At 72.8% G+C, this 23,147-nt stretch carries 20 protein-coding genes and 1 pseudogene; 12 read left to right on the top strand and 9 right to left on the bottom strand.

Features of this window, described 5'->3' with window-relative positions:
• The first annotated feature begins 14 nt into the window (after nucleotides 1–14).
• From AB0K18_RS43875 to AB0K18_RS43860, 4 genes are all read left to right on the top strand, one after another.
• Nucleotides 15–1,550, top strand: coding sequence for an MFS transporter (locus AB0K18_RS43875; protein WP_364927069.1), 1,536 nt, complete (start codon nucleotides 15–17; stop codon nucleotides 1,548–1,550).
• A 197-nt stretch (nucleotides 1,551–1,747) separates the two neighbouring features.
• Complete coding sequence (locus tag AB0K18_RS43870) at nucleotides 1,748–2,488, top strand: hypothetical protein (protein ID WP_364927066.1); 741 nt, start codon at nucleotides 1,748–1,750, stop codon at nucleotides 2,486–2,488.
• A complete protein-coding gene (locus AB0K18_RS43865) occupies nucleotides 2,485–3,393 on the top strand; it encodes a hypothetical protein (RefSeq protein ID WP_364927064.1) in 909 nt (302 codons plus the stop codon). The genes AB0K18_RS43870 and AB0K18_RS43865 overlap by 4 nt, the downstream gene beginning before the upstream one ends.
• On the top strand, nucleotides 3,390–5,543 hold the full coding sequence (locus AB0K18_RS43860; RefSeq protein ID WP_364927061.1) for a hypothetical protein: 2,154 nt from the start codon (nucleotides 3,390–3,392) through the stop codon (nucleotides 5,541–5,543). The genes AB0K18_RS43865 and AB0K18_RS43860 overlap by 4 nt, the downstream gene beginning before the upstream one ends.
• Before the next feature lie 1,142 nt (nucleotides 5,544–6,685).
• Here the strand turns inward: AB0K18_RS43860 and AB0K18_RS43855 are convergent.
• The 3 genes from AB0K18_RS43855 to fxsA all read right to left on the bottom strand — a co-directional run bounded on the left by AB0K18_RS43855 (nucleotide 6,686) and on the right by fxsA (nucleotide 11,424).
• Nucleotides 6,686–7,615 carry a hypothetical protein gene (locus tag AB0K18_RS43855; RefSeq protein WP_364927059.1) on the bottom strand — a complete coding sequence of 310 codons (930 nt, stop codon included), beginning with the start codon at nucleotides 7,613–7,615 and terminating at the stop codon, nucleotides 6,686–6,688.
• Nucleotides 7,616–7,631: 16 nt separating this feature from the next.
• A complete protein-coding gene (gene fxsT / locus AB0K18_RS43850) occupies nucleotides 7,632–11,177 on the bottom strand; it encodes an FxSxx-COOH system tetratricopeptide repeat protein (RefSeq protein ID WP_364927057.1) in 3,546 nt (1,181 codons plus the stop codon).
• A 64-nt stretch (nucleotides 11,178–11,241) separates the two neighbouring features.
• A complete protein-coding gene (gene fxsA / locus AB0K18_RS43845; protein ID WP_345385306.1) occupies nucleotides 11,242–11,424 on the bottom strand; it encodes an FxSxx-COOH cyclophane-containing RiPP peptide in 183 nt (60 codons plus the stop codon).
• A 104-nt stretch (nucleotides 11,425–11,528) separates the two neighbouring features.
• Between fxsA and AB0K18_RS43840 the strand changes: the two genes are divergently transcribed.
• Nucleotides 11,529–12,638, top strand: coding sequence for an FxsB family cyclophane-forming radical SAM/SPASM peptide maturase (locus tag AB0K18_RS43840; RefSeq protein WP_364927054.1), 1,110 nt, complete (start codon nucleotides 11,529–11,531; stop codon nucleotides 12,636–12,638).
• Nucleotides 12,635–14,050 (top strand): HEXXH motif-containing putative peptide modification protein, encoded by a 1,416-nt coding sequence (locus AB0K18_RS43835; RefSeq protein ID WP_364927051.1) that lies wholly within the window; start codon nucleotides 12,635–12,637, stop codon nucleotides 14,048–14,050. Before AB0K18_RS43840 ends, AB0K18_RS43835 begins: the two co-directional genes overlap by 4 nt.
• A 127-nt stretch (nucleotides 14,051–14,177) precedes the next feature.
• Here AB0K18_RS43835 and AB0K18_RS43830 read toward each other — a convergent pair whose 3' ends face one another.
• Nucleotides 14,178–14,753 carry a TetR family transcriptional regulator gene (locus AB0K18_RS43830; RefSeq protein WP_364927049.1) on the bottom strand — a complete coding sequence of 192 codons (576 nt, stop codon included), beginning with the start codon at nucleotides 14,751–14,753 and terminating at the stop codon, nucleotides 14,178–14,180.
• A 100-nt stretch (nucleotides 14,754–14,853) separates the two neighbouring features.
• On the opposite strand from AB0K18_RS43830, the gene AB0K18_RS43825 reads away from it, so the two are divergent.
• The 3 genes from AB0K18_RS43825 (at nucleotide 14,854) to AB0K18_RS43815 (ending at nucleotide 17,000) form a co-directional block, all read left to right on the top strand.
• A complete protein-coding gene (locus AB0K18_RS43825; RefSeq protein ID WP_364927046.1) occupies nucleotides 14,854–16,338 on the top strand; it encodes an aldehyde dehydrogenase family protein in 1,485 nt (494 codons plus the stop codon).
• 102 nt (nucleotides 16,339–16,440) lie between these two features.
• Nucleotides 16,441–16,674 carry a DUF2945 domain-containing protein gene (locus AB0K18_RS43820; protein ID WP_364927044.1) on the top strand — a complete coding sequence of 78 codons (234 nt, stop codon included), beginning with the start codon at nucleotides 16,441–16,443 and terminating at the stop codon, nucleotides 16,672–16,674.
• The gene (locus AB0K18_RS43815) at nucleotides 16,671–17,000 is read left to right on the top strand and encodes a DUF3140 domain-containing protein (protein ID WP_364927041.1); all 330 of its coding nucleotides are present in this window, start codon (nucleotides 16,671–16,673) and stop codon (nucleotides 16,998–17,000) included. The genes AB0K18_RS43820 and AB0K18_RS43815 overlap by 4 nt, the downstream gene beginning before the upstream one ends.
• On the opposite strand, the gene AB0K18_RS43810 is transcribed toward AB0K18_RS43815, so the two are convergent.
• From AB0K18_RS43810 to AB0K18_RS43795, 4 genes are all read right to left on the bottom strand, one after another.
• Nucleotides 16,993–17,646 carry an alpha/beta hydrolase gene (locus AB0K18_RS43810; protein WP_364927038.1) on the bottom strand — a complete coding sequence of 218 codons (654 nt, stop codon included), beginning with the start codon at nucleotides 17,644–17,646 and terminating at the stop codon, nucleotides 16,993–16,995. The genes AB0K18_RS43815 and AB0K18_RS43810 overlap by 8 nt on opposite strands.
• A 150-nt stretch (nucleotides 17,647–17,796) precedes the next feature.
• Nucleotides 17,797–18,033 (bottom strand): hypothetical protein, encoded by a 237-nt coding sequence (locus tag AB0K18_RS43805; RefSeq protein ID WP_345385315.1) that lies wholly within the window; start codon nucleotides 18,031–18,033, stop codon nucleotides 17,797–17,799.
• A gap of 100 nt (nucleotides 18,034–18,133) precedes the next feature.
• The gene (locus AB0K18_RS43800) at nucleotides 18,134–19,045 is read right to left on the bottom strand and encodes an alpha/beta fold hydrolase (RefSeq protein ID WP_364927036.1); all 912 of its coding nucleotides are present in this window, start codon (nucleotides 19,043–19,045) and stop codon (nucleotides 18,134–18,136) included.
• A gap of 59 nt (nucleotides 19,046–19,104) precedes the next feature.
• Entirely contained in the window at nucleotides 19,105–19,557 is a 453-nt protein-coding gene (locus AB0K18_RS43795; protein WP_364927033.1) for a MarR family transcriptional regulator, read from the bottom strand.
• Nucleotides 19,558–19,737: 180 nt separating this feature from the next.
• Between AB0K18_RS43795 and AB0K18_RS43790 the strand changes: the two genes are divergently transcribed.
• The 3 genes from AB0K18_RS43790 to AB0K18_RS43780 are packed head-to-tail and all read left to right on the top strand — an operon-like array spanning nucleotide 19,738 to nucleotide 22,420.
• Nucleotides 19,738–20,790 (top strand): LLM class flavin-dependent oxidoreductase, encoded by a 1,053-nt coding sequence (locus AB0K18_RS43790; RefSeq protein ID WP_364927030.1) that lies wholly within the window; start codon nucleotides 19,738–19,740, stop codon nucleotides 20,788–20,790.
• The gene (locus AB0K18_RS43785; protein WP_364927028.1) at nucleotides 20,787–21,308 is read left to right on the top strand and encodes an NAD(P)H-dependent oxidoreductase; all 522 of its coding nucleotides are present in this window, start codon (nucleotides 20,787–20,789) and stop codon (nucleotides 21,306–21,308) included. The genes AB0K18_RS43790 and AB0K18_RS43785 overlap by 4 nt, the downstream gene beginning before the upstream one ends.
• On the top strand, nucleotides 21,227–22,420 hold the full coding sequence (locus AB0K18_RS43780; protein ID WP_364927025.1) for an MFS transporter: 1,194 nt from the start codon (nucleotides 21,227–21,229) through the stop codon (nucleotides 22,418–22,420). The genes AB0K18_RS43785 and AB0K18_RS43780 overlap by 82 nt, the downstream gene beginning before the upstream one ends.
• A gap of 4 nt (nucleotides 22,421–22,424) precedes the next feature.
• On the opposite strand, the pseudogene AB0K18_RS43775 reads toward AB0K18_RS43780, so the two are convergent.
• Nucleotides 22,425–23,147 (bottom strand): annotated as a pseudogene (locus tag AB0K18_RS43775) (rhamnogalacturonan lyase); the annotation flags it as partial.

The raw sequence follows: 23,147 nt of genomic DNA, 5'->3' as shown, positions 1-23,147 counted from the left end.
CGAAAGGACCTTTCATGAGCACGTACGAGCCGCGCCGGTTGCGCGCGATCCTCGTGGCCGTCTGCGTCGCGCTGATGGCGGTGATCGCCTCGGTGTCCGGCCTGAACGTCGCCCAGCCCGAGCTGGCCGTCGAGCTGGACGCCGCGCAGAGCACGATCCTGTGGATCATCAACGTCTACACCCTGACCCTGGCCGCGCTGCTGCTGCCGCTCGGTGCGATCGGCGACCGCTGGGGCCGCAGGCGCATGCTGATCGCCGGGCTGGCCGTCTTCGGAGGGGCGAGCGCGGCGGCGGCGCTGGCCCCGACGGCGGAGGTGCTGCTGGCCGCCCGCCTGGCGAGCGGCGTCGGCGCCGCGATGATCATGCCGATCACGCTCGCCGTCATCACCTCCACCTTCCCGGCCCAGGAGCGCGGCCGGGCGATCGGCGTGTGGACGGGCGTCGCGGGCGGTGGCGGCATCCTCGGCATGTTCCTGTCGGCCGCCCTGGTGGACGTCGCGACCTGGCGGTGGTCGTTCGTCCTGCCGCTGGCCCTGGTCGTGGTGGCGCTGGTCATGACCGTGCGGTCGGTGCCCGACTCGCGCGAGCGTCACGGGCACCGCTTCGACGGGGTGGGCGCGGTGGCCTCCGCCGTGGCCGTGGCGGGGCTGATCTTCGCGCTCCAGGAGGGTCCCGTACGCGGCTGGGCGGCGCCCGAGATCCTGGCCGCGCTCGCCGCCGGTCTCGTGGCGGCGGCCGGGTTCGTCGCGTGGGAGCTGCGCCGGCGGGAGGCGTCGCTGCTGGACGTGCGGCTGTTCAGGGAGCGCGGCCTGGCGGGAGGGTCGGTCACGCTGCTGGCGGTGTTCGGCGTCCAGGCGGGGATCTTCGTGGTGCTCTTCCCGTTCCTGCAGGCGGTGCTCGGCTGGACGGCGCTGCTGTCCACGGTGGCGCTGATGCCCATGGCGGTGCTGATGATGCTCAGCTCGGGGCTGGCGGCGCGACTGGCCGCGCGGGTGGGGCCGCGGGCGACCATGGCCACCGGGATCCTGCTGGCCGGGGCCGGCCTGGCGCTGATGGCCTCGATCGTCTCCGTTCCCGGCGGTTACCTGTCCGTGCTGCCCGGCATGCTGGCGATGGGCGCCGGCATGGGGCTGTCGATGACGCCCGCCACCGAGGCCATCACCGCCGCGCTGCCACGGGAGCGGCAGGGTGTCGCGTCCGCGCTCAACGACGTGACCCGCGAGTTCGGCACCGCGCTCGGGGTCGCGCTGCTCGGCGCGCTGCTGTCGGCCGGCTACCGCGACGCGGTCGGCGCGCGGCTGTCCGGTGTGCCCGAGGAGGTGGCCGGGCGGGCGCGCGAGGGCGTCGCGACCGCGATCGACGGGGCGGGACCGTACGCGGACACAGTGGTCCTGGTGGCCAGGGAGTCGTTCGTGGCGGGCTGGCGGCAGGCGATGTGGGCGGGCGTCGCGGTGATGGCCGTGCTGTTCGTGTACGTGCTCGCCCGCGGCCCCCAGCGGCCCGCCGTCCCCGGGGACGACAGGGAGCCCGCCACCGCCACCGCGTCCTGACCGCCGGGAAAGGCGCCATTTCCCGCTCACGCCTTCCGCCCGGTGCGAAAAGTCGCGGTCACCGGCCCCTCGTCCGTATTCCGCCTTCCGGCGGGCGGGTTTCCTGTGCTGTCATATGACGAGCTTGTGACCACCGCGCACTAACGCTGGAGGGGCCGGTTATCGTGGCAATTACCGGCGAGGCGAGGAATCCTGGTATGCGACGTTTGTGGGTGTTCGGCTGGTTACTCCTCCTCGGCGCACCCATAGCACTGACCGCATGTTCGCATTCCGCCCCGCCGTTGCGCGACGACCAGATCGTCCAGTGCCTTTCCCCTTCCCGGCAGCCCGAGCTGGCCGCCGCGGCGGCGGCGCTCGACGACCGGCTGAGCGCCGCCCAGGGCCGCATCGTCACCCCCACCGCCACCCTCGACCCGGGCCGGTGGGCGAAGGACAACCGCGCCGCGTTCACCCGGGCCTGCCAGGCGATGACGTACGTCGCCCCGCCCAAACCGGCCGACGGCCCGTTACCGACCGTGGTGTCGATCCTGCTGCCGGTGCTGGCCGGCGGCCTGGTGGCGCTCGTCTCCACGGAGTGGCGCAACGCCTCGACGGTGGCGGTCAGGCACGCCGACGACCTGGGCGACGCCGCCGACGCCTTCCTCGTGGCGGCCCGCGAATACCGGGCCGCCCGGCAGGCGGGCAGGACGCCGCAGGCCGGGCCGTACGAGGAGGCGTACGAGAAGCTCGCCGCCCAGCTCGCCAGGGTGAGCAGGTTCCGCCCCGGCTGGCGCCAGGTGCCCGAGGCCCGGCGCCTGCTCACCGAGCGGCTCACCCGCGAGCAGGCCCACGACGGCGACATCGAGCCGGCCCTGACCACCCTGTCGGAGCGGCTGGCGGGCTTCGACAGGGCGCTGCGCCGGCCGTGGCGGCCCCACCTGGGGGTGCGGCGCGCATGACCAACCCCGTCCACCCGCCGAGCCCCGACGGCTCCCCCTACACGGGGCCGCTGCTCTTCTTCGACGAGCGGGTGGACCACCTGCCGTTGTTCGCGTTCATCGACGGCATGCACGACCTGCTGTACGAACGCTTCGACACCGCCGTCACCAAGGAGCGGGTCGCCGCCCGCGGCCACCTGATCCTGGTGCACGGCCCGCGCGGGGTCGGCAAGAGCACGTTCATCCAGCGCTGCGCCCACCTGCTGGCCCGCGAGCGGGAGGTCGAGCGGGTCTGCGTCGCCGACTACAGCCAGTCGACCGGCCACGAGGACTGCACCGAGTTCTCCGAGATGGCGCTGTGGCTGGCCCGGCAGATGACCGTACTCCTGGAGGAGGAGGAATGGACCCTCCACGAGGATGTGGAATCGCTGCGGCAGGCGACCGATGATCCGTATGTGGCGTTCGGCCGAATCAGGGACGTCCTGAACGAACGCGGCGGCGTGGCCGTCGTCCTCCTCCCGCAGCACCTGCAGCTCAAGTGGGTGCGCAACTTCCAGGAGCTGGCGCGCAGGCGGATGGTCTTCTTCGCCGAGTCCTTGACGGACGACCCCGGCAAGCTCGCCGGTCAGTTCGGCAGGCACCCCACCTGCCATACAATTTTCCTGCCGGTCGGACTATTGGACGGCGGGGGATGCGACATCCGCGAAATTCTGGTCAAACGTCGAGTCTCCCTGGGGGACGCGGAAATGCACGAGCTCTCCGAAGCGGTACGCCCCTTCAAGACACCCAGTCAGGCGCTCGAACAGCTGGCCCTCTTCTTCGAGGATTATGGCCATAGGGACATAACTCCCGCGAAACTCAAGGCGTTCGGCGAGAAGATCGTGATGCGCCTTCTCACCCGGCTGGAGAAAGACAAGAAGTCATGAAGGGCAGCCAAGGACCGCACGAGCCCGAGGTCCCCGTCACCTACACGCTGCGCCTTGGCGACGACACGGACCCCACCGCGATCACCGTGGTCACCCCGGCCTTCGGCAGCGCCCACCGGTTCGTCGACGGCTACCTGTCGACGGGCGGCGGCGAGCTCGGCGAGTCGGGCCGCGCCCTGGCCCTGATCGGCGACCTGGGGTCGGGCAAGACCCATCTGGCCACGTCGGTGCTGCACCGCATCGCGCGCAGCCACGAGGACGCCGTCATACTCAAGCTCGACACGCCCCACTCCGAGTTCGGCTACCTGTTCCGCAACATCCTGCTGGAGCAGTTCGGCCGCGAGCGGCTGCACGACCTCGTCATCGACTACTACGGCCGGGTGACCGCCGAACAGATCGGCGAGGAGCAGGCGGGGCCCGAGCTGGCGGGCGAGATCAGGTCGCGGCTGCGCGACGGCACGCTCGACCCGCGCAAGGTGGTCGAGCACTTCCACCTGGCCAAGCGGGCGCTGCAGGAGGAGCTGCGCCGCATGCTGCGGCACCTGACCGAGCACTCGGTGTGGGCGACGGCGCTGGCGCTCATGGTGATGGACGAGCTGACCGACGCGGTGTGGGAGTGGCTGGGCGGCGCGCCGCCGAGCCCCGAGCTGCGGGCCAGGGGCGTGCACCGCCAGCTCGTCACCTCCGCCGACGCCTACCACACGCTGTCGGTGCTGGTCTATCTCGGCGGCCGGATGCGCCGCCGCATGGTCCTGGTGATCGACGAGTTCGAGAAGCTGCTCGGGGGCGAGGGCCAGGCCAGGGAGGACGCGGTCAACTCGCTCGAAGAGCTGGTCAAGGTGTTCATCGACGCCAGGGGGCTGCTGGTCTACTGCGGGCCCACCGACAGCCTGCCGCTGGTCAGCCGGGGCACGCTGCAGCGCACCCGGGTCATCACGCCCTCGCCGTTCGACCGGGAGGAGGCGATCGAGCTCGTCGGCAAGCGCGGCGACGAGGTGAGCGGGCCGGTCGCCGAGGCGCTGGTGCAGATGACCGACGGCAATCCGCGCGAGATCCTCTCGCTGTTCCGGCGGGCGCAGGCGATCGTCGAGCCGACCGGCAGGCCGGTGACCACCGCCACGATCAGGGAGGCCGTCAGGCAGCGCCACGAGTTCGAGTCGTGGGAGGTGAGCACCACCGTGCGGCGCATCCTGGAGGAGAGCGGGCTCGACTTCCGCACCGACGTGGTGCTCGCCGCCGACACCGACCCGATCGACTTCTGGGTCCGCTACGCCGACGGCCGGGCCGCGGTCGCCGTGCTCGTCACCAGGTCGCTGCTCAGCCCGGGCGATGACGCCCAGCTGGAGCGCAGGGTGGCGGCGGCGCGGGCCAGCCAGGTGCCGTGCGAGCTGATCGCGGTGGTCAACGGCCACCTCGCCACGTCGATGCGGGCCGGCGTGTCCAGCCTGCTCGGCCGCCAGCCGCTGCTGTTCAACGTCCAGGACTTCGGCGGGCGCTTCAGGCAGACGCTGGAGGTCGCGCTCAACCGGCTGGCCGCCTCGGCCGAGGAGAACGTCCTCGAGGGGCTGCGCCGCCGGATGGACCGGCTGAGCAGGCAGCAGAGCGCCACCCAGAACATGATCGACCAGCTCCACGAGACGGTCGCCGGGCTCAGGCAGGCCCCGCCGTCCGGCGCCGCCGAGCCCGACCTGAGCGTGCTGCCGCCGGCCGTGGCCGAGCAGTTCCAGCGGGCGGGCGCGGCCACCGAGGCCACCGGCGAACTCGACCGGCTGCTGCACGACGTCTTCGACAACCCGGCGGGCAGCGAGCACAGCCTGCGCGCCAGGCGCCGGCTGGCCTCGCGCGACCTGGTGGAGGCGGCCGGCGCGACACTGGTGCGGCGGCTGCTGGTGCGGGCGTTCCAGGAGCGGGTGGCGCAGTTCCTGGCCGGCTCGCCCGCGGGGCGGCTGAGCCCCGGCCAGGAGGAGGAGTTGCAGGCGATCTGCCGCACGTTCGAGGTGACCGTGCAGTCGCTGCCGTCGGCGCCGCTCAGCGCGGCGGCTCCCGAACGGGGTCCTGCGCATTCGCCACGGCCGGACGAACGCTCCCGAGTGCTGGATGAGCTGGGACGTCGGGTGCTGAACGGAGTGGTCTCCGCGGTCCGGCCGTGAGCACGCGCTGCCAGCCGGTGTTGGCGGCCACGTGCAGCACGTTCACCACGAGCACGGCCGGCGCGATCACCGCCACCGCCTGCGGGTAGGCCGGGGCGAGGGCAAGTGCCAGCAGGATCGCGGTGATGCCGTTCTGCTGGCCGAGCGCGAGGCTCACCCGGTCGCGCGCCGGCAGGCCACGGGTGATCAGCAGGCCGCCGACCACGGCCTGCGCCGCGAACGCCGCCACGCCCAGCACCAGCGCCATGGCCGGCTCGATGCCGGCGACCAGCAGCGTGCCCATCGCGAACGTGGCCAGGTAGAAGGCGCCGGTGAGCGCGCCGTCCAGCAGCCTGCCCAGCTCGGGGCGGAAGAACAGCCCGATGAGAGCCATCCCGAGGACGAGGAACTGCGCCGTGGCGACCGCCAGCAGCGCGATGAGCAACAGCAGCGAGCCGGTTCGTACCAGGCGGGGCCGCATCCGTCGGTCGGCCCCCCAGCGCCTGGCCCCCCAGCGCCTGGCCGCCAGGACGGCGGCCAGGACAGCGCCGGCGAAGACCAGGTTGAGCCCGAGGTTCGTCAGGTAGCCGGCGTAGCCCCCGCCCGTCGTGCCCAGCACGAGCGAGGACAGGTAGACCGTCAGCAGGGCGGTGATCGGGTCGTCGAAGGAGGCCCAGGCCAGCAGCAGGGACTTGGCGCGCGGCGACATGCGGGCCCGGCCGATCAGCGCGCCCACCGACAGCGGGTCGATCTGGGCCACCGCGAGTGCCAGCAGGATGACCGCGGGATGGCCGAAGAACAGCCACATCACGCCCGCGATCAGCGCCGTCTTCAGCAGCACGCCCACGGTGACGGCGAGGACGACCGTCCTGACGTCGCCGGAGACCGACTCCTTGTTGATGCCGTGCACGCTGCCGTACAGGCCGACGCAGAGCAGCGCCGTCACGCCGTACAGGAAGATCGGGTGGCCGCCCGGGCTGCCGAGGCCCAGCGCGGCGACGGCCCAGCCGGCCAGCGCCACGCCGACGCCCTTGGCCAGCCGGTCGGCGGCAGGGTCGGTCAGCAACGGGCGCACGGCCCCTCCCCACGCTGATGGGCACGGTGGCTGTCAAGGACGACGATAAGCCCCTGCCGATCATCGGGCCATGAGCCGGGCCGCCACATCAGCCCGTCCCCAGCAGCTCCGACAGCCTGGCCAGCCCCTCACGCAGCCGGTTCTCGGCGACGAACACCTCCGGCTGGAACACCGTGAGCCCGACCACGAACCCCCGCGTTCCGGGCAGCGGGTAGACGTAGATCGCGCCGGAGACGACGTCGAGGACCAGCCGCCTGATCGGCGCCTCGGACAGCTGCCGCAGCGAGTACGCCAGCTCCGGCAGGTCGGAGCGGAGCCGGGAGGCGAAGTCCTGGTACAGCTTGCGAGCGCCCTCGCCGCCCTCGGCGCCGCCGAACCAGGGCGCGAGCGCCGGGCTGTCGATGACGTCGGCCGCGCACAGGAACCGCCAGTCGCGGTAGACGGCCACGTAGTGCAGGTCGTTGACGTCCACGAGCGAGCCGAGGCAGCTCACCAGGTCGGCGACCAGCGTGGGGCCGGCCGCCTCGCCCGCCGTCGTCCTGAGCACCGCCGACTCGATGCCGGGCGTCTCGCGCGGGCTGCGCCGCCCGCCGGGCAGCTGGTCGGCTTGCAGGTAGACCTCGGTCCTGATGCGGGTGACGAGCCGGGCGACCTGCTCGTCCATCTCCTCGGCCGCGGCGAGGTCGCGGGTCATGCCGATGAGGAACTCCTCCTCGAAGACGTGCCCACACTGCACGGCCGCGTCCTCGGTCATGACGAACGTCCGCATCAGCTCGCCGGTGCCGAAGTCGCGGACCAGGCCGTCGAGGCGGACGTTCTCGGTGACGAGCTGGCGGAAGGCCCGCTCGAGCGATCTGCGCTCCTCGTCGTCGTCCCCCTCGGCGATCGTGAACACGTGGAAGCCGCGGTCGTAGAAGGCGAGCACCTCGATGTCCGGCAGGCCGGGCAGCGCCTCCTCGCAGAGCGTGACCAGTCGTTCGTGCCCGATGTGGGCGAAGGGCGAGCGAGTCGTCCTCACGTCCGCCTCCCGCATGTCAGTTCCCGAGGATCTCGATCTCGGCGGCGTGCCGGACGCCGGCCTCGGCCCCCGGGTGGCCGACCAGGCGGCGCCGGGTGTTGGTCAGGTTCTCCTGCACGGCCAGCGTGCGCGGATGCTCGGGGCCGAAGGTCCTGGCCAGGCAGTCCCACGCGCGTTCCTCCATCACCAGGGCCTCGGCCGGCTCGTGCGCCACCAGCCGGCCGGCCAGCGTCACGGCGGCGGCCAGCGTGTACGGATGCCGCGTCCCGAGCCGCCTGCGCAGCGCCTCGTACGCCTGCCTGGCCGGTTCCAGCGCCTCGGTGTCGGCCCCCGCGGCGGCCAGGTAGATGGCCAGGTTGACCCGGGCGGCGTGGGTGAAGGGGTGCTCGGCCTGCATGGCGGCCAGGCCGTCGGCCACGTGCCGCGCGTTGCCCGCCGCGTCCGCGTGCTCGCCGCGCGCGTGCAGGTCGGCGGCGAAGCCGGCCTGGCAGAGCAGCGCGTACAGGTGCCGGCCGCCGACCAGCGAGCGCAGCTCCTCCAGCGTCTCGCGGTCGCGGGCCAGCGCCTCGAAGGGGCGGCCGAGCATGCGCTCGGCTGCGGCGAGGCTGCTCTGCATGCGCAGCATGAGCAGGGTGCGCGGGTCGCCCTTGGCGCTCCTGCTCGCCAGGTGGTCGAGCCCGGCGCGGAGCAGGTCGTACGACTCCTGGTAGCGGCCGAGGTCGCGCAGCAGCACCCCGGCGGTCAGCGCGGTGCGCCACAGCCCGAGATCTCTCTCGCCGAACAGGGCCCGCCGCCGGTCCATGCGCTGCCTGGCCAGCTCGTACGCCCGGTGCGGCCGGCCGTTGAGCGAGGCCGACAGCGCCAGGCTGTTGAGCACCTTGCTCGTCCACTCGTGGTCGGGCCCGAACACCCGGTGCATGCCCTCGTACGCCACCGAGTCCCAGTGGTAGGCCTCGTCGAAGTCGCCGACGGCACGCAGGTCGGCCGCGTGGACCTGGGCGGCGATGTACCGGAGCGGATGGCCGCGCCGGTCGCCGCTGAGCTCCTGGAGCGCCTGCCCGGACAGCGCGTAGGCGGTCTCGGGCCGGTCGAGCACGCGGTAGACGTTGGCCAGCTCCATGCGCAGCCGGTTGACCAGGTCGGGCCTGGCCTCCGTGCCGGGGGCGGTCCAGCTGCGCAGCGCCCGGTCACCGATGGCGACCGCCTTGTCCCAGGCGCTGCGGTCGCCGAGCAGGAACAGGAAGCGGACCTGCCCGATGATCCAGCGCCTGACCATCTCCTCGCCGCACTCGATCGCGCCCGAGGGGAACACGTGCCTGCCCAGCTCCAGGTACATCCCGGCGTCGGGGCCCTCGGTGTCGGCGGGCGCGTGCCGGGCCAGCAGCGAGAGCACCTGGCGGCGGCGCTCCTCGACCTGCGCGGCCGGCATGCGGGCGCGGACCAGGCTCGCGGTCACGCGGTGCACGCGCAGCCGCCCGCCGGGGCCCGGCTCGGCCCTGGCCAGGGCGTGCTCGTGCAGGAGGCGCAGCAGGGCGTCCACCATGAGGCCGTCGCCGTACTCGCCGATCAGCGCGACCGCGTAGTCGCGTGAGGCGGTGGAGTGGGCCAGGCTCAGCGGGACGCCGTCGGAGGAGACGAACGTCAGCGCCTCCAGCAGCCACGGGGCGCCCTCGCCGCCCGGCACGCCGCGCAGCAGGTCGAGCATCAGCTCCACCATGACGGCGTGCACGTCATCGGGGCGGCCCTGCTCGCGCAGGTCGCGCCTGATCCGGTGGTAGGTGAACAGGAAGCGGTCGACGGTGATCGTCCGCAGGTCGTCGATCGTGCGGCGGGGGCGCTGCGCGCTGGTCAGCTCGCGCTCCATCCACGCCCTGGCCATGGACAGGGCCAGCGGCAGGTGTTCGACGGTGGCGGCGACCTTGGCCGCGCCGCTCTCACTGAGCAGCTCGTCGCCCGAGGTCAGCAGCTCGACGGCGTCGGCGGCGGCGAGCTTGCCGACCTCGACGGGGCTGAAGTCGCCGGGCCAGCCGGTCGCGCGGGAGTTGACGATGACGTGGCCGTACGGGCCCTGCGGGACGAGGCCGGCGATGGCGTCGGGGCGGTCGGCCTCGTCGAACACCAGCAGCCAGCGGCCGGACTCGGGGCTCGCCAGGTGCTCCTTCAGCACGGTCACCGCGTCCTCGCGGGGCGGCAGGCCCAGCTCCTGGCCCAGCCTGCGCAGCCCCTCGCGGGCGGAGTAGGCGTCCTCGGCGTGCAGCCAGTGCACGACGTCGTACGCGCTGCGGAAGCGGTGGGCGTACTCCAGGGCCAGCGCGCTCTTGCCGCGCCCGGCCGGGCCCGTGACCACGCAGCGTCCCGTGCCGTCCCACCGGGGCCCGAGCTGGGCGCGCAGCTGGGTCAGCAGCGCCTGGCGGCCGGTGAATCCCTCGTCGCGCTGCGGCAGCTCCGACAGGGCGGGGCCGCGGCCGGGGAAGCGGGCGGTGCCCGTGCCCTCGCCGCCGGCCACGTACGCGCCGCCGACCCCGAGCGTGGCCTGCAGCTCGGCGGCGGCCTCGGCCTCGTGCAGGCCGCACAGGTCCAGCTCCACCTCGCCCGCCGGTGCGGCGCCTGCGCCCTTGCCGTCGACCAGCACGCGGATCAGGCCGCGGCCAGGCAGCGGCGCGGCCCGGCCGCCCCTGCGCTGCCAGTCGAGGCCCGACGGCTCGCCCGGCGGGCCGATGACCAGCACGGCCGTGTGGGCGTCGCCGGCCAGCAGGTCGACCGGGGTGCGCGAGAGGTAGTCGGCCTTGGTGAGGCTCTCGGCCCTGACGCCCCACAGGTCGAGCTGGGCGGCGATCCACTCGGCCCACACGTCGTAGCCGGGGACGTACACGATGGAGACGTGGCGCAGCGTGGTGACCGCGCCGCCGCTCAGCAGCTCGACCAGGCGTTCGTACGCGGCGCGCTGGGTGCCGCCCGAGCCGGGCGGCTCGGTGAGGACGGCGAGGTCGTCGGAGAAGTAGGCGGCGCTGTCGTAGGGCACCTCGACGGCTATGTCCGTGCCGAAGCCGGCCGTGGCCCGCTGCCTCGCCGTGCGCAGCAGGTCCTCGCCCTCATGGGAGACCATCGTGGGCAGCGGCACGACCGGGGTGCCGGCCGCGCGCATCTGGCGGGCCATGGCCGCGGCCTCGTCGATGCCGTACGGGCTGAGCCAGAAGCACACGACGGCGCTGTCGCAGGACCGGATCACCGGCGACGGCTCCGCGCCTGGCCGCAGGTTGACCAGCACGTAGTCGTAGGGGGCGGCGGCGTCGATCTCCTCGCCGGTCAGCACCGCGTGCCGCACGACCTGGCCGGGGAGGTCGACGGCGATCTCCAGGCCGGACCAGTCGCCGGGGCCCGCCGTACGCGGCTCACCAGGGCGTTCCGGCAGGAAACGGCTCAGGTAATGGCGCAAGGCGGGCGCCTGCGGCTCCTCGTCGAGCACGAGGACGCGTTTTCCCGCCTCGGCGAGAAGAAGTGCGCAGTTGCACAGCGCCATGGTGCGGCCGAGGCCGGCCCGGGTCGAGAAAAAACCGATCACACGAGCTTTCGTCATCGTGTCCACCGCCGCGCCTTCGCTCTATGCCGACATCGTGCCCACCGACCTAATCCTTACCTGCGCCGGGCAGGCACGTGTCGTGGCCGAGGAAATAAGTTTCCGATGGATCGTCCGTGTCCGCCAGCAGCCTGCGTACGGCGCGGCTCAGTGCGCTGTCGGGCAGCTGCGCCACCGCTTCCAGGTCGAGGTCCGACAGGTCCGGCAGCTCTGAACGGAGAATCTCATCCACCTGTCCCCCAGGACCGAAATCGTAGTCAATTTCCGGTTACTCGGATATTATCCGTTGAGCGTTTCCCGGAGCATTGGACAGCAGTGCATTTATTTCCCGCAGCCATGCCGGAGAGTTTTCGCACATTCGTTCTCAAAGTCCACAGCCGGTGTGATCTGGCCTGCGATCACTGTTACGTTTACGAAGCCGCTGACCAGAGCTGGCGCGATCGTCCCCTCATGATGAGCGCCCGCACCGCGGCGGCGACGGCGGCCCGCATCGAGGAGCACGCGGCGGCCCACGGGCTGCGCTCGGTCAACGTCGTCCTGCACGGCGGGGAGCCGCTGCTGTGCGGGCCCGCCCACCTGCGCACCCTGCTCGCCGCCTTCGCCGGGATGTCCGTCCGCGCCCACCTCACCGTCCAGACCAACGGGCTGCGGCTCGGGCCCGCCTTCCTCGACCTGTTCGACGAGTTCCGCGTCCGGGCCGGCGTCAGCATGGACGGCGGGCGGGCCGCCCACGACCGGCACCGCAGGACGCGCGCCGGGCACGGCAGCTACGACCGGGTCAGGGCCGCCGTCGAGATGCTGGCCGCCCGCGAGGGGCGCTTCGCCGGGCTGCTGTGCACGATCGACCTGCGCAACGACCCCGTCGAGGTGTACGAGGAGCTCATCTCTCTCCGGCCGCCCGCCGTCGACTTCCTGCTGCCGCACGGCAACTGGTCGCAGCCGCCGCCCGGACGGGCGCCCGGGGGCGGGACCCCGTACGCGGACTGGCTGATCGCCGTCTTCGACCGCTGGTACGGCGCGGTCCCGCCGGAGACCTCCGTACGCGTCCTGGAGGGGATCCTCGTGCTGCATCTGGGCGGCCGGTCGGGCACCGAGGGCATCGGGCCGGAGCCGGCGGCCGTCGTGGTCGTGGAGAGCGACGGGTCGATCGAGCAGAGCGACGCGCTCAAGTCGGCCTACCACGGGGCCGCCTCGACCGGGCTGCACGTCGCCACCGACCCCTTCGACGCCGTCTTCGGCCTGCCGGGGGTGGCCGTGCGCCGGCCGCCTCCGTCCGCCTGCCTGGCCTGCCCGCGCGTACGGGTGTGCGGCGGCGGGCACGTCGCGCACCGCTACCGGGACGGGGCCGGCTTCGACCGGCCCAGCGTCTACTGCCCAGACCTGTACCGGCTGATCGGGCACATCGGCTCAAGGGTGACCGGCGACCTCGCCCGGCTCGGCGGATGATCCGCGGCTTCGCCCTCTCCCCCGCCGCGCTCGACGACCTGGCACGCGGCGGCCCGGTCCCCGGTGACCCGGCCGCGATGGAGCGCGGCAAGAACATCCTGCTCCTGCACGCGGTCGTCGACCGCGCCCGAGCCCTGGACCACCCTGGCGCACCGGCCGCCGCGAACGCCTACCGACTCCTGGCCCGCATCCAGCAAGCCGCCCCTTCTGCAGCGGCGGAGGCCCTGGGCTACCCGTTGCTGGGCACCTGGGCCTCAACCACAGTGGCCGCCCTGAACCGCGGCGAAGAAGCGACACCCCAACGCCTCGCCGCTCTAGCCGCCACCGCCGTCGTCATGGCAGGCATCCCCGTGACAGCCCCCTTCACCACAAGCACGGGCATGGCCGAACTCCCCGGCCTCGGCCGCCTTGTCCTCCCAGGACTGGCCGCCGGCGAACCCGTCACCCTGATCATCCCCACCCCCGACCGCCCACGCGCCGCCGCAGGCCCCCCAACCAGCCCAACCCCTCGCTACCGGCCGGCGGTCGCCGCAAGCGGGCCATCCGGATCCGCCCCCGCCCACCAGCCGAGCGCCATCGGCGAGCCGGTCGGTCCCGCTTCCGCCTACCTTGAGGTGGCCGGTGAGCGCTTTCCCCTCCCCCATGACCTGCGCACGACCGTGGCGGTCGGTGGGGCTCGGTGGGAAGGGGTGCGGGACGTCAGGTTTCTGCTGGATGATGTGGATCCCTGGCGGTTTCCTGGGCCGATTCGGCCGTTGGGGCGGCTCGCCGACGTCGAGGCGGAGGCTTGGGGGGCGGTGCTCGATCAGGCCCGGGGAGTGCTGAAGGGTCGGCATCCGGGAGTGGCGCGGGCGCTGGAAGGCATCACCAAGGTCGTGGTGCCGATCGCGCCGCCTGAGGCGGGTACCCGGAGCGCGACGGCGCGCACCGCGTACGGGAGCGTCGCGATGTCGTGGCCGCACGACGCGCGGTCCGCGGCGCTCACGCTGGCCCACGAGGTGCAGCACGCCAAGCTGACGATGCTGATGGACCTGTTCGACCTGGTACGTCCGGGCGCGCGGGGCCACTACTACGCGCCCTGGCGCGACGACCCGAGACCGGCGGCGGCGCTGTTGCAGGGTGCGTACGCGCACATGGGGGTGGCCGGATTCTGGCGGGCCGAGCGGCACGTGGCGGCCGACCCCGAGGTGGCGCACAGCGAGTTCGTACGCTGGCGGGACGCGGCGCACGAGGCGTGCCTGACCCTCCTCACCAGCGGCACGGTCACGGCGCTCGGCCGCCGCTTCGTCGAGGGCATGCTGGAGACGCTCGCGGCCTGGCGAGCGGAACGCGTCCCCGCGGAGGCGTCGGCGCTGGCCCGCCGCGCCGCCACCCGCCACCGCCTCCAGTGGTCCGCCCGCCACGACACCTGACCCATCGGCCTCATCTGAAGGCGCGGCGGGCAGCGCGGGTCAGGGCCGCTCGGTGGGAGCGAAGGCGCGGCGGGCAGCGCGGGTCAGGGCCGCTCGGTGGGAGCGAAGGCGCGGCGGGGGGTGCGGGTCAGGGTCTCTTGGTGGGGGTGAAGGCGCGGTGGACGGCGGTGGCGAGGGCGGCGCGGCGGCGGTCGTGTTCCGCCTCGGGGTCGTCTGCTGTCGCGGTGTAGATGATGCCGGCCGGTGACCAGGTCATGGCCAGGGCGATGACCATGGCGTGCACGTCGGCGGGGTCGAACGCGGGGTCGATGTGGCCGGCGGCCTGGGCCTCGGCGATGGCGCGGGCCTTGGGCACCTCGTCGGCCTCGGAGAACAGGTAGCCGGTCGGGGTGCGTTCGAGCCTGGCCCAGGTGGCCAGGCGGACGAGCTGCGGCCGGTCGAGGTAGGCGTCGTAGAGGCGGACGGCGTAGCCGGGCAGGTCGTCGGGGGTCAGCGGCGCGACGTCGAGCACGCCCTGGACCTGGTCGGCCAGCACGGCGTCGAACAGGTCCTCCTTGCTGCCGTACTTGGCGTACATGACGGCCTTGCTGACCTTGGCCTCGGCGGCGATGCGATCGACGCGGGCGCCGGCGATGCCGTGGGCGGCGAACTCGGCGGCGGCGGCGTCGAGGAGGCGCCGCCTGCTGGCCTCTCCTCTCCCCATAAGGCGATTCTAGAACGAACTGGTTCGTTTGCGCGAACCACGCGGATCGGGTTACGGTCGGTCGCATCAGAACAAACTAGTTCGTTTTGGAGACGACCCCATGACTGCTCCCCTCACCTTGGACTCCTCCGAGCGTCCCGCGCCCGCCTTCCTCGCCGACGGCGCCCCCAAGCGGCTGCTGATCGGCGGCGCCTGGGTGCCCGCCCGGTCGGGCGAGACGTTCGAGACCCACGACCCGGCCACCGGTCAGGCTCTCGCCCGCGTCTCGGCCGCCGGCCCCGACGACGTCGCCGCCGCCGTGGCCGCCGCCCGCCGCGCCTTCGAGGCGCCCTCGTGGGCGGACATCACCCCGTACGAGCGCAGCAAGGTGCTGCTGCGCATCGCCGACGTGATCGAGGCGCACACCGAGGAGCTAGCCGTGCTCGACTCGCTCGACATGGGCGGGCCGCTGTGGCTGACGCGCTGGATGGTGGAGCACGCGGTGGAGGTGTTCCGCCACTACGCGGGCTGGCCGACGAAGATCTACGGACGGTCCGGGCCGTCGGACCCCTCGACCCTCGCCTACACCGTCCGCCAGCCGCTCGGCGTGGTCGCCGCCATCACCGCGTGGAACGGCCCGATCCTGCAGCTCGCCTGGAAGCTGGCCCCCGCGCTGGCGACCGGCAACACGGTCGTCGCCAAGCCCGCCGCCTGGTCGCCGCTGTCCGCGCTGCGCGCCGGAGAGCTGCTGGCGGAGACCGGGCTGCCGGCCGGCGTGGTGAACATCGTCACCGGCGGCGCCCCGACGGGCGAGGCCATGACCGGCCACCCGGACGTCGACAAGATCTCCTTCACCGGCTCGCCGGCCGTGGGCCGGCGCATCCTGGAGGTCTCCAGCAGGGACCTCAAGCGCGTCACGCTGGAGCTGGGCGGCAAGTCGCCGACCATCGTCTTCGACGACGCCGACCTGGAGGCGGCGGCGAGGGGCGCGGTGGCGGGGTTCGCGCAGGGCAGCGGCCAGGGCTGCGTGGCGGGCAGCCGCATCTTCGTGCAGGAGTCCGTCCGTGAGCGGTTCCGGGAGCTGCTCGTACGCGAGATGCGCTCGTACGCGCTGGGCGACCCGTTCCACCCCGGGACCCAGGCCGGGCCCCTCGCCACGCGGGAGCACTTCGACCGGGTGGCGGCGTACCTGGACGTGGCCAGGGAGGAGGGCGGCGTCCTGCACACCGCCGGCGAGCTCGGCCACGGCCTCTACATGCCGCCCACGCTGGTCGAGCAGGCAGGTCCCGGCGCCCGCGTCGTACGGGAGGAGATCTTCGGCCCCGTCGCGGCGCTGCTGACCTTCACCGACCTCGACGACGCCGTCGCCCAGGGCAACGACACGATCTACGGCCTGTCGGCGTCGGTGTGGACCAGGGACCTCGGCCGCGCCCACCGCGCCGCCGCCCGCCTGCGCGCCGGCACCGTGTGGATCAACACCTTCGGCGAGATGAGCGCGGGGAGCCTGCCGTTCGGCGGGTTCAAGCAGTCGGGGCTGGGCCGCGAGCACGGCGTGGAGGTGCTGGACGCCTACACCGAGACCAAGACCGTCATGGTGCGGCTCTGAGCCCGGGCCGTGAGTCCGGCCCTGAGGGGGCTTGACCTCGCCTTGGCGGTATCCGTGCCCGCCCGGGGGCCTGTGCCGGGCTGCCCGGGTAGGGCGCTGCTCATGACGAAGAAGCGGAAGCAGGAGCCGTCCGTCGGCGACGAGGTCACCTGGAAGAGCCACGGCTCCACCGCCCACGGCAAGGTCGAGAAGAAGGTCACCGGCAGGCAGGAGGAGGCGGGCCGCACGGTCGCCGCCTCGCCCGAGGAGCCCCAGTACGTCGTTCGCAGCGAGAAGAGCGGCAAGAAGGCGGTGCACAAGCCGTCGGCGCTGCGCAAGGGCAAGGGGTCGCGGTGAGCGAGGACGACGGGGCGATCGCGAAGGAGTTCGGCGAGGCGGTGAACATGACCGCCAAGGAGCTGGAGCACTGGCTGGACAGCGACGACTCCAAGGCGGTCGGGCAGAAGGACGGCGGCGGTGAGTCCACCGGCCACGAGTCGGGCCGGCGGATCGTGCACCTGCTGCGCGCCAGGAAGGCGGACCTGACCGAGGAGGACTACGCGCACATGCGCAAGGTGGTCGGCTACGTCCACCGGCACCTGGCGCAGCGGCCCTCGGGGGACGTCAAGGAGACCAAGTGGCGCTACTCGCTGATGAACTGGGGCCACGACCCGCTCAAGTGACCCGCGCCAGACAGTCGGCCAGCTCGCGCGGCCGGGACACCATCACCATGTGGCCGCCCGGCAGCTCGTCGGGGACGATGCCGAGCCGCTCCTGGACGTGCCGCCGGACGAACTCCGGGGTGAAGAGGCGGTCGTCGCGGCACAGGACGTAGCGGGTGGGGACGTCCGGCCAGGCCTTCAGCGGCCAGGGCTGCGCGACGGCCCGGTCCATGCTCATGTGCTCGGACACCGCCGCGTCGTGGGCGGTCACCCGGTCGGCCAGCTCCTTGGGAACGTCGTGCCAGTAGAGCTCGTACTCGTCCTCGGTGACGGACGGCGGCCTGCCGCTGCGCTCCCACCAGTCGCCGGGCGTCTCTCCCGGGCTGGGGATCATGGCGGTCACCATCACCAGGGCCGCCGCCTGCACGCGGGCGCAGACCAGCGGCCCCACGAACCCGCCCCACGAGTGCGCCACCACGACCAGCGGCCGCCGCTCCCCGACCGCCTCGACCACGGCGTCGGCGTAGGTCCACAGGTCGGCGTCGGGGTCGGACATGGGCAGGTCGATCGCGACGGTCTCGTGTCCCCGGGCACGCAGCTCGGGTTCGAGCAGGTGCCAGTCGTACGCGCTGCCACCGCCGCCGTGGATGAGAGCGAAAGTCGTCATGCCCGTACGGACCGCCGACGCCCAGGAAACTCATCGGCCATGCTGAAGCGTACGACCGAAAAGCACGCGTGGGCACGCCGAGCGTGACCTCCTGCTCGCGGCGCCGGCATGAGGACGCCCCCGGGCGCGGCCGGGGGCGTCTGCGGACTGTCAGGCGACCAAGCGTTTGCGGAGCAACTCCTTGGCCTGCTCGGCGCCCTTGTGGCTCTCGGCCTGGGCGCGGCGGAAGAAGCCGGCCAGCTCGTCGTCGCCCGTACGCTCGGCGTCGGCGATGTAGTTCTCCAGCCGCAGCACGTTGCTCAGGCACTGCTCGACGAACCAGATGAGGTTGTAGTCCTTGTCCTGGGTGCCGGTGACCTTGCCGGTCTCCTGGCCTGACGGATTCATGTGTCTCCTCCTAGCCTTCGGACGGTCGGTCCCCCTCGCGGACCGGCGGCGTGGCCGGTCGCCTCCGTCCTCCTGCCCGGCAGGCGCGCGTTATGCCCTCTCAGCGCCTCCGCGTGGTGAAGTCCAGCAGGAGGGCGGCGGTGCGCTGGGGGTCCTCCAGGATGGGGGTGTGTCCAAGGCCGGGCAGCAGCTCGACCGTCGCGCCCGGCACCTTCCGGTAGCCGGCGGCGGAGGACGAGCGCCATCTGCCGTCGTCCGCGCCGAACAGCACCAGCAGCGGCTTGCCCAGCCCCGCCAGACGGTCGGGCAGAGCCCGCTCCTTCAGGTACTCGGTGGTCTCGCGCATCGTGGTGGTGAGGGTGTGAAAGGTCATCAGGCGTACCTCGTCCACGAGCTCCTGGGGCACCTCGAAGTCGGGACGGCTGAAGGCGGTGCGGCCGAAGCGGAGGATCTGGTCGTCGGTCGGCGGCCATCGCGACGGGTCCAGGGGCAGGGGCTCCTGCGGGATGTACGCCTCCAGGCTCGGGCCCGTGTTGATGAGCGCGAGCGCGTCCACCAGGCGGGGCCGCAACTCGGCGAGGGCCGTGGCCACCACGCCGCCGCTGGAGTGGCCGGCCACCACCGCGCGTTCCAGGCCGAGCCGGTCGAGGGCCTGCGCGACGCGGCGTGCCTGGTCCGGCGTGGCGTAGCTGCGGTCGTCCGGTTTGCCGGACCTGCCGTGTCCGAGCAGGTCGATCCTGATGACGTGGTGCCGCCCCGCCAGCAGCGGGACCATCGCGTCCCACGAGCGGAGCGAGGAGGCCGAGCCGTGGACGAGCAGGAGCGCGGGCGCGTCGCGCGGTCCGTCCTGGCAGACGTGGAGGTCCCCGTCGTCCAGCGACAGCGTGCGGCTCTCGGTGGCGTCGTCGTGCTGTGACGGCTCATATCTCTCGGTAGCGCCGTCGTGCTGAGACGGCTCATATCTCTCGGTGGGGCCGCCCTGCATGCGCGGCCCGCCGTCGGAAACAGTCATGCCGTCACGGTGGCGTCGGCAGGGGGGCGGCGTATTGGACGAATGTTCTCCCGTCGGCGTTACCGGGCGTCGTCCGGCGGGGTGAGGCGGGTCCAGATGGCGGCGAGGGTTTCGAGGTCGTCGTCGCCGAGCCGGTCGAAGAAGAGCCGGCGCAGGTCGCCGTGCTGGCGGCGCCACGCCTTGCGCATCAGGGCGCGGCCCTCCTTGGTCAGGTAGACCTCGAAGCCGCGCCCGTCCTCGGCCGAGCGCCGCCGCTCGATGAGGCCGCGCCGCTCCAGCCGGTCGGCGAGCCGGGTGAACCCGCCGCTCGACATCAGCCGCTCCTGCGCCAGCTCCGACATGCGCATGCCCTTGCGGCCCGCCTCGCCGAGCAGCGCGAGCACGCTGTATTCGGCCATGCTCACCCCGAGGGGCGCGAGCCCGGCCTCGATCTCGCGCCAGATGCGGTCGTGGGTGACCAGGAACCCCCGCCACGCCGCGTCCTCGAGCTCTGACAGCCTCTCCGTCGCCATGGGCAGCACCGTATCGGCCCGCGTACGGCCGCGCCAGCCGCACTTGCCTGTCTGCACAGCAAAGCTCAGACATGGAGCCCCACCGTCGGCCCAAGCGACCACCAGCGGAATCCCCCGGAATAATTGCTTGCGCAAGCAGATTAGAGCACAATGACCGAACCCAGAGACTAGGAGAACGACATGTCGTTCGAGATCGGCATCATGACGTTCGGCGAGCTGACGGAGGACCCCGCGACGGGACGGCTCCCCTCCCCCAGGCAGCGCGTCCGCGAGACGATCGAGCAGGCGCAGCTCGCCGACCAGGTGGGCCTGGACGTCTTCGGAGTGGGCGAGCACCACAGGTCCGACTTCGTCGGCTCGGCGCCGTCGATCCTGCTGGCCGCCGCCGCCGAGCGCACCGAGCGGATCAGGCTGACCAGCGCGGTCACCGTGCTCAGCTCGGAGGACCCGGTACGCGTGTGGGAGCAGTTCGCCACCATCGACCTGCTGTCGGCCGGGCGGGCGGAGATCATCGCGGGGCGCGGCTCGTACACGGAGTCGTTCCCGCTGTTCGGCTACGACCTGAAGGACTACGCGGAGCTGTTCCGCGAGAAGCTCGGCCTGCTGCTCGCCATCCGCGACCGCAACCCGCTCACCTGGCGGGGCCGATTCCGTCCGCCCCTGGACGAGGCGGACGTCGCGCCGCGCGCCGACGGCGGCACGATCCCGATCTGGGTGGGGGTCGGCGGGTCACCGGCGTCGGCGATCAGCACCGGCAGGCTCGGCCTGCCGATGGCGCTGGCCCTGCTGCTCGGGCCGATGACGACGCACGAGGAGACCGTACGGCTCTATCGGGCCGCCGCGGCGGAGGCCGGCCACGACGCCGCCGCGCTGCCCGTCAGCATCAACGCCCACGGGTACGTCGGCCGCACCAGCCAGGCCGCCCGCGACACCATGTACCCCTACTTCGCCAGGGGCATGCTGGACAACAACCACCAGCGTGGGGCCGGTTTCCCGCTGTCGAGGCCGGTGTTCGACGCGCAGGCGACGCCCGCGGCCGGGCTGCTGGTCGGCAGCGCGCAGGAGGTCGCCGACAAGCTGCTCGCCTACCACGAGCTGTACGGGGTGACGCGGGCCGTCATCCAGATGGGCTTCGGCGGCATGCCGCAGAAGGAGCACCTGGCCGCCATCGAACGCCTCGGCACCGAGGTGGCCCCCCTGGTGCGCCGCGAGGTGGAGAGGAGCGCGGCATGACCTTGCGCGTCGCGGTGGTGAACGGCAGCCCGAACGAGCCGTCCAAGACGATGGGGCTGGTGGACGTCATCCTCGCCACGCTGGACGGCATGATGCCGATCGAGGTGGCGCGGATCGACGTCTACCGGCTCGGCCCCGGCTTCACCGGCGCGGTCGAGCGCGACGACGTCACGCCGGAGGTCGAATCCGCGCTGCGGCTGGCCGAGAGCGCCGACCTGCTGGTGGCGGCGGCGCCGGGCCGGCGACTTCGACGGCACGCTCCTCCTCAACCCGCGCGTCCACGGACGCGTCGAGCTCGCCCTGGCGGACGTGGCGGACCTGCTGCGACCCCGCGCGACGAGTCCGGCACCCTCCTGACCGCCCCGCCCGAATTGTCCAAAGAGATCACCCTTAGCATGCAGGGGTACCCCCGGCCACGGACAGGAGACCCCGCTGCATGGACCTCGCCACCCGCCGGCGCCGGCAGGCCCTCTTCCTGCTCTTCTTCCTCCCCGGCATCGCCCTGTCGTCGTGGGTGACCCGCACCCCCGACATCCGTGATCGGCTGGAGGCCTCCACCGGCGAGATGGGGTGGATCCTGTTCGGGCTGTCGCTGGGCTCGATGGCGGGCATCCTCTGCTCGGGGCGGCTCACCTCCCGGTTCGGCACCCGCCCGGTCATCGCCATGGGCACCGCCCTGCTCGTCGCCGCGCTGGCCATGATGAGCGGCGGCGCCCTCCTGTCGTCGGTGCCGCTGGTGGTGGCGGGGCTGTTCACGTTCGGGATGGGGGTGGGCGCCGGCGAGGTCGCGGTGAACGTCGACGCCACCGACATCGAGCGCGCCACCGGCCGGACCACCATGCCCATGCTGCACGGCTGCTTCAGCCTGGGCACGGTGGCCGGCGCCGGGGCCGGCATCGCGGCCACCGCCGCCCGGCTGCCGGTGCACTGGCACCTGGCCGCCGTCACGGTGATCGCCGTCGTGCTGATGCTGTACGCCGTCCGCGCCATCCCCGCCGGCACCGGCCGCGCCGCCGCGCAGGACGGCGGGCCCCGTGAGCGGCCGAAGCTGTGGAAGGACGCCAAGCTGCTCATGATCGGCGCGATCGTGCTCGCGATGGCGCTGGCCGAGGGCGCGGCCAACGACTGGCTGCCGCTGCTCATGGTGGACGGGCACGGCGTGGACGCCGCGTCAGGGTCGCTCGTCTACACGGGGTTCGCCGCCGCGATGACGATCGGCCGGTTCTGCGGGACGTACGTGCTCGACCGGTTCGGCCGCACCCTCGTGGTCCGCGCGAGCGCCGTGTCGGGCGCGGTCGGCCTGCTGCTGGTGATCTTCTCCGACAGCGCGGTGCTGGCGGGGGCTGCGGTGCTGTTCTGGGGGCTCGGCGCGTCGCTCGGCTTCCCCGTCGCGCTGTCGGCGGCGGGCGAGACCGGGCCCGACGAGACCGCCCGCGTCAGCCTGGTCGCCACCATCGGCTACGTGGCCTTCCTCGTCGGGCCGCCCGGTCTCGGCTTCCTCGGAGATCACTGGGGGCTGCGGCCTGCGATGCTGGTCGTGCTCGCGTTCGTCGCCTGTGCCGCCTTCCTCGCCTCCGCCGTCGACACCCGCCGCGCCACCCCTGCCGCGGTGGGCGGCGAGGCGTCGTAGCGGCTCAGCGTACGTACACGTCGGGCCTGGGCGGCGTGCTCATGCCGGCGCCGATGAAGAAGCTCGGGTGCGGCGGCTGGTTGTAGGCGGTGTTCTGCCAGGCCAGCGCCACCCGGTACTGCGGGTCGTGCAGCAGCGTGTGGATCTTGGTGGTGGTGGCGTGCGGGGTGGCGTAGATGCGCAGGGCGTGGTCGTCGCTCGTCGGCCAGATGACCTCTTCGCGCCAGTCGCCCAGGATGTCGCCCGACAGGGACGGGGTGGCCTTGGTGCCGTTGTTGGAGTGCACGCCTGAGGCCGTGAGCAGGCGGGTGTCGCCGCCGGTGCCGTACTTGTCGATGCGGGTCTGGTCCAGCAACTCCCTGACGGGGTCACCGTCCCACCAGGCCAGGAAGTTCGCCGAGGACGGCTTGCGTCCGACGTTGTTGCCGGTGACGCCGCGCAGGTTCGACTCGGCGGCCGACCAGAACTCGCCCGCCCCACTGGCCGGCGAGATGTCGCCGGCCACTCCCCGGCCGTTGTCGTTGCCCGAGGCGGTGGACCAGAGGATCTGGCCGTTGCGCGGGTTGATGTAGAGCGAGCCGGGTTGTGAGGTGGACTCGCTGACCTTGAAGTACTCCAGGCCCGGCCTTGCCGGGTCGAAGTCGCCGAGGTGCTGGGCGTCGCCGTGGCCGGTGCGGGTGGACCACAGGCCGGCGCCGTTGTCGTCCACGGCCATGGCGCCGTAGAC

It is taken from the genome of Nonomuraea sp. NPDC049421 (assembly GCF_040677005.1).
In the GTDB taxonomy this organism is placed as follows: Bacteria; Actinomycetota; Actinomycetes; order Streptosporangiales; family Streptosporangiaceae; genus Nonomuraea; species Nonomuraea salmonea.
The sequence above is the reverse complement of the archived record's forward strand: the minus strand, read 5'-3'. Positions and strand labels throughout refer to the sequence as shown.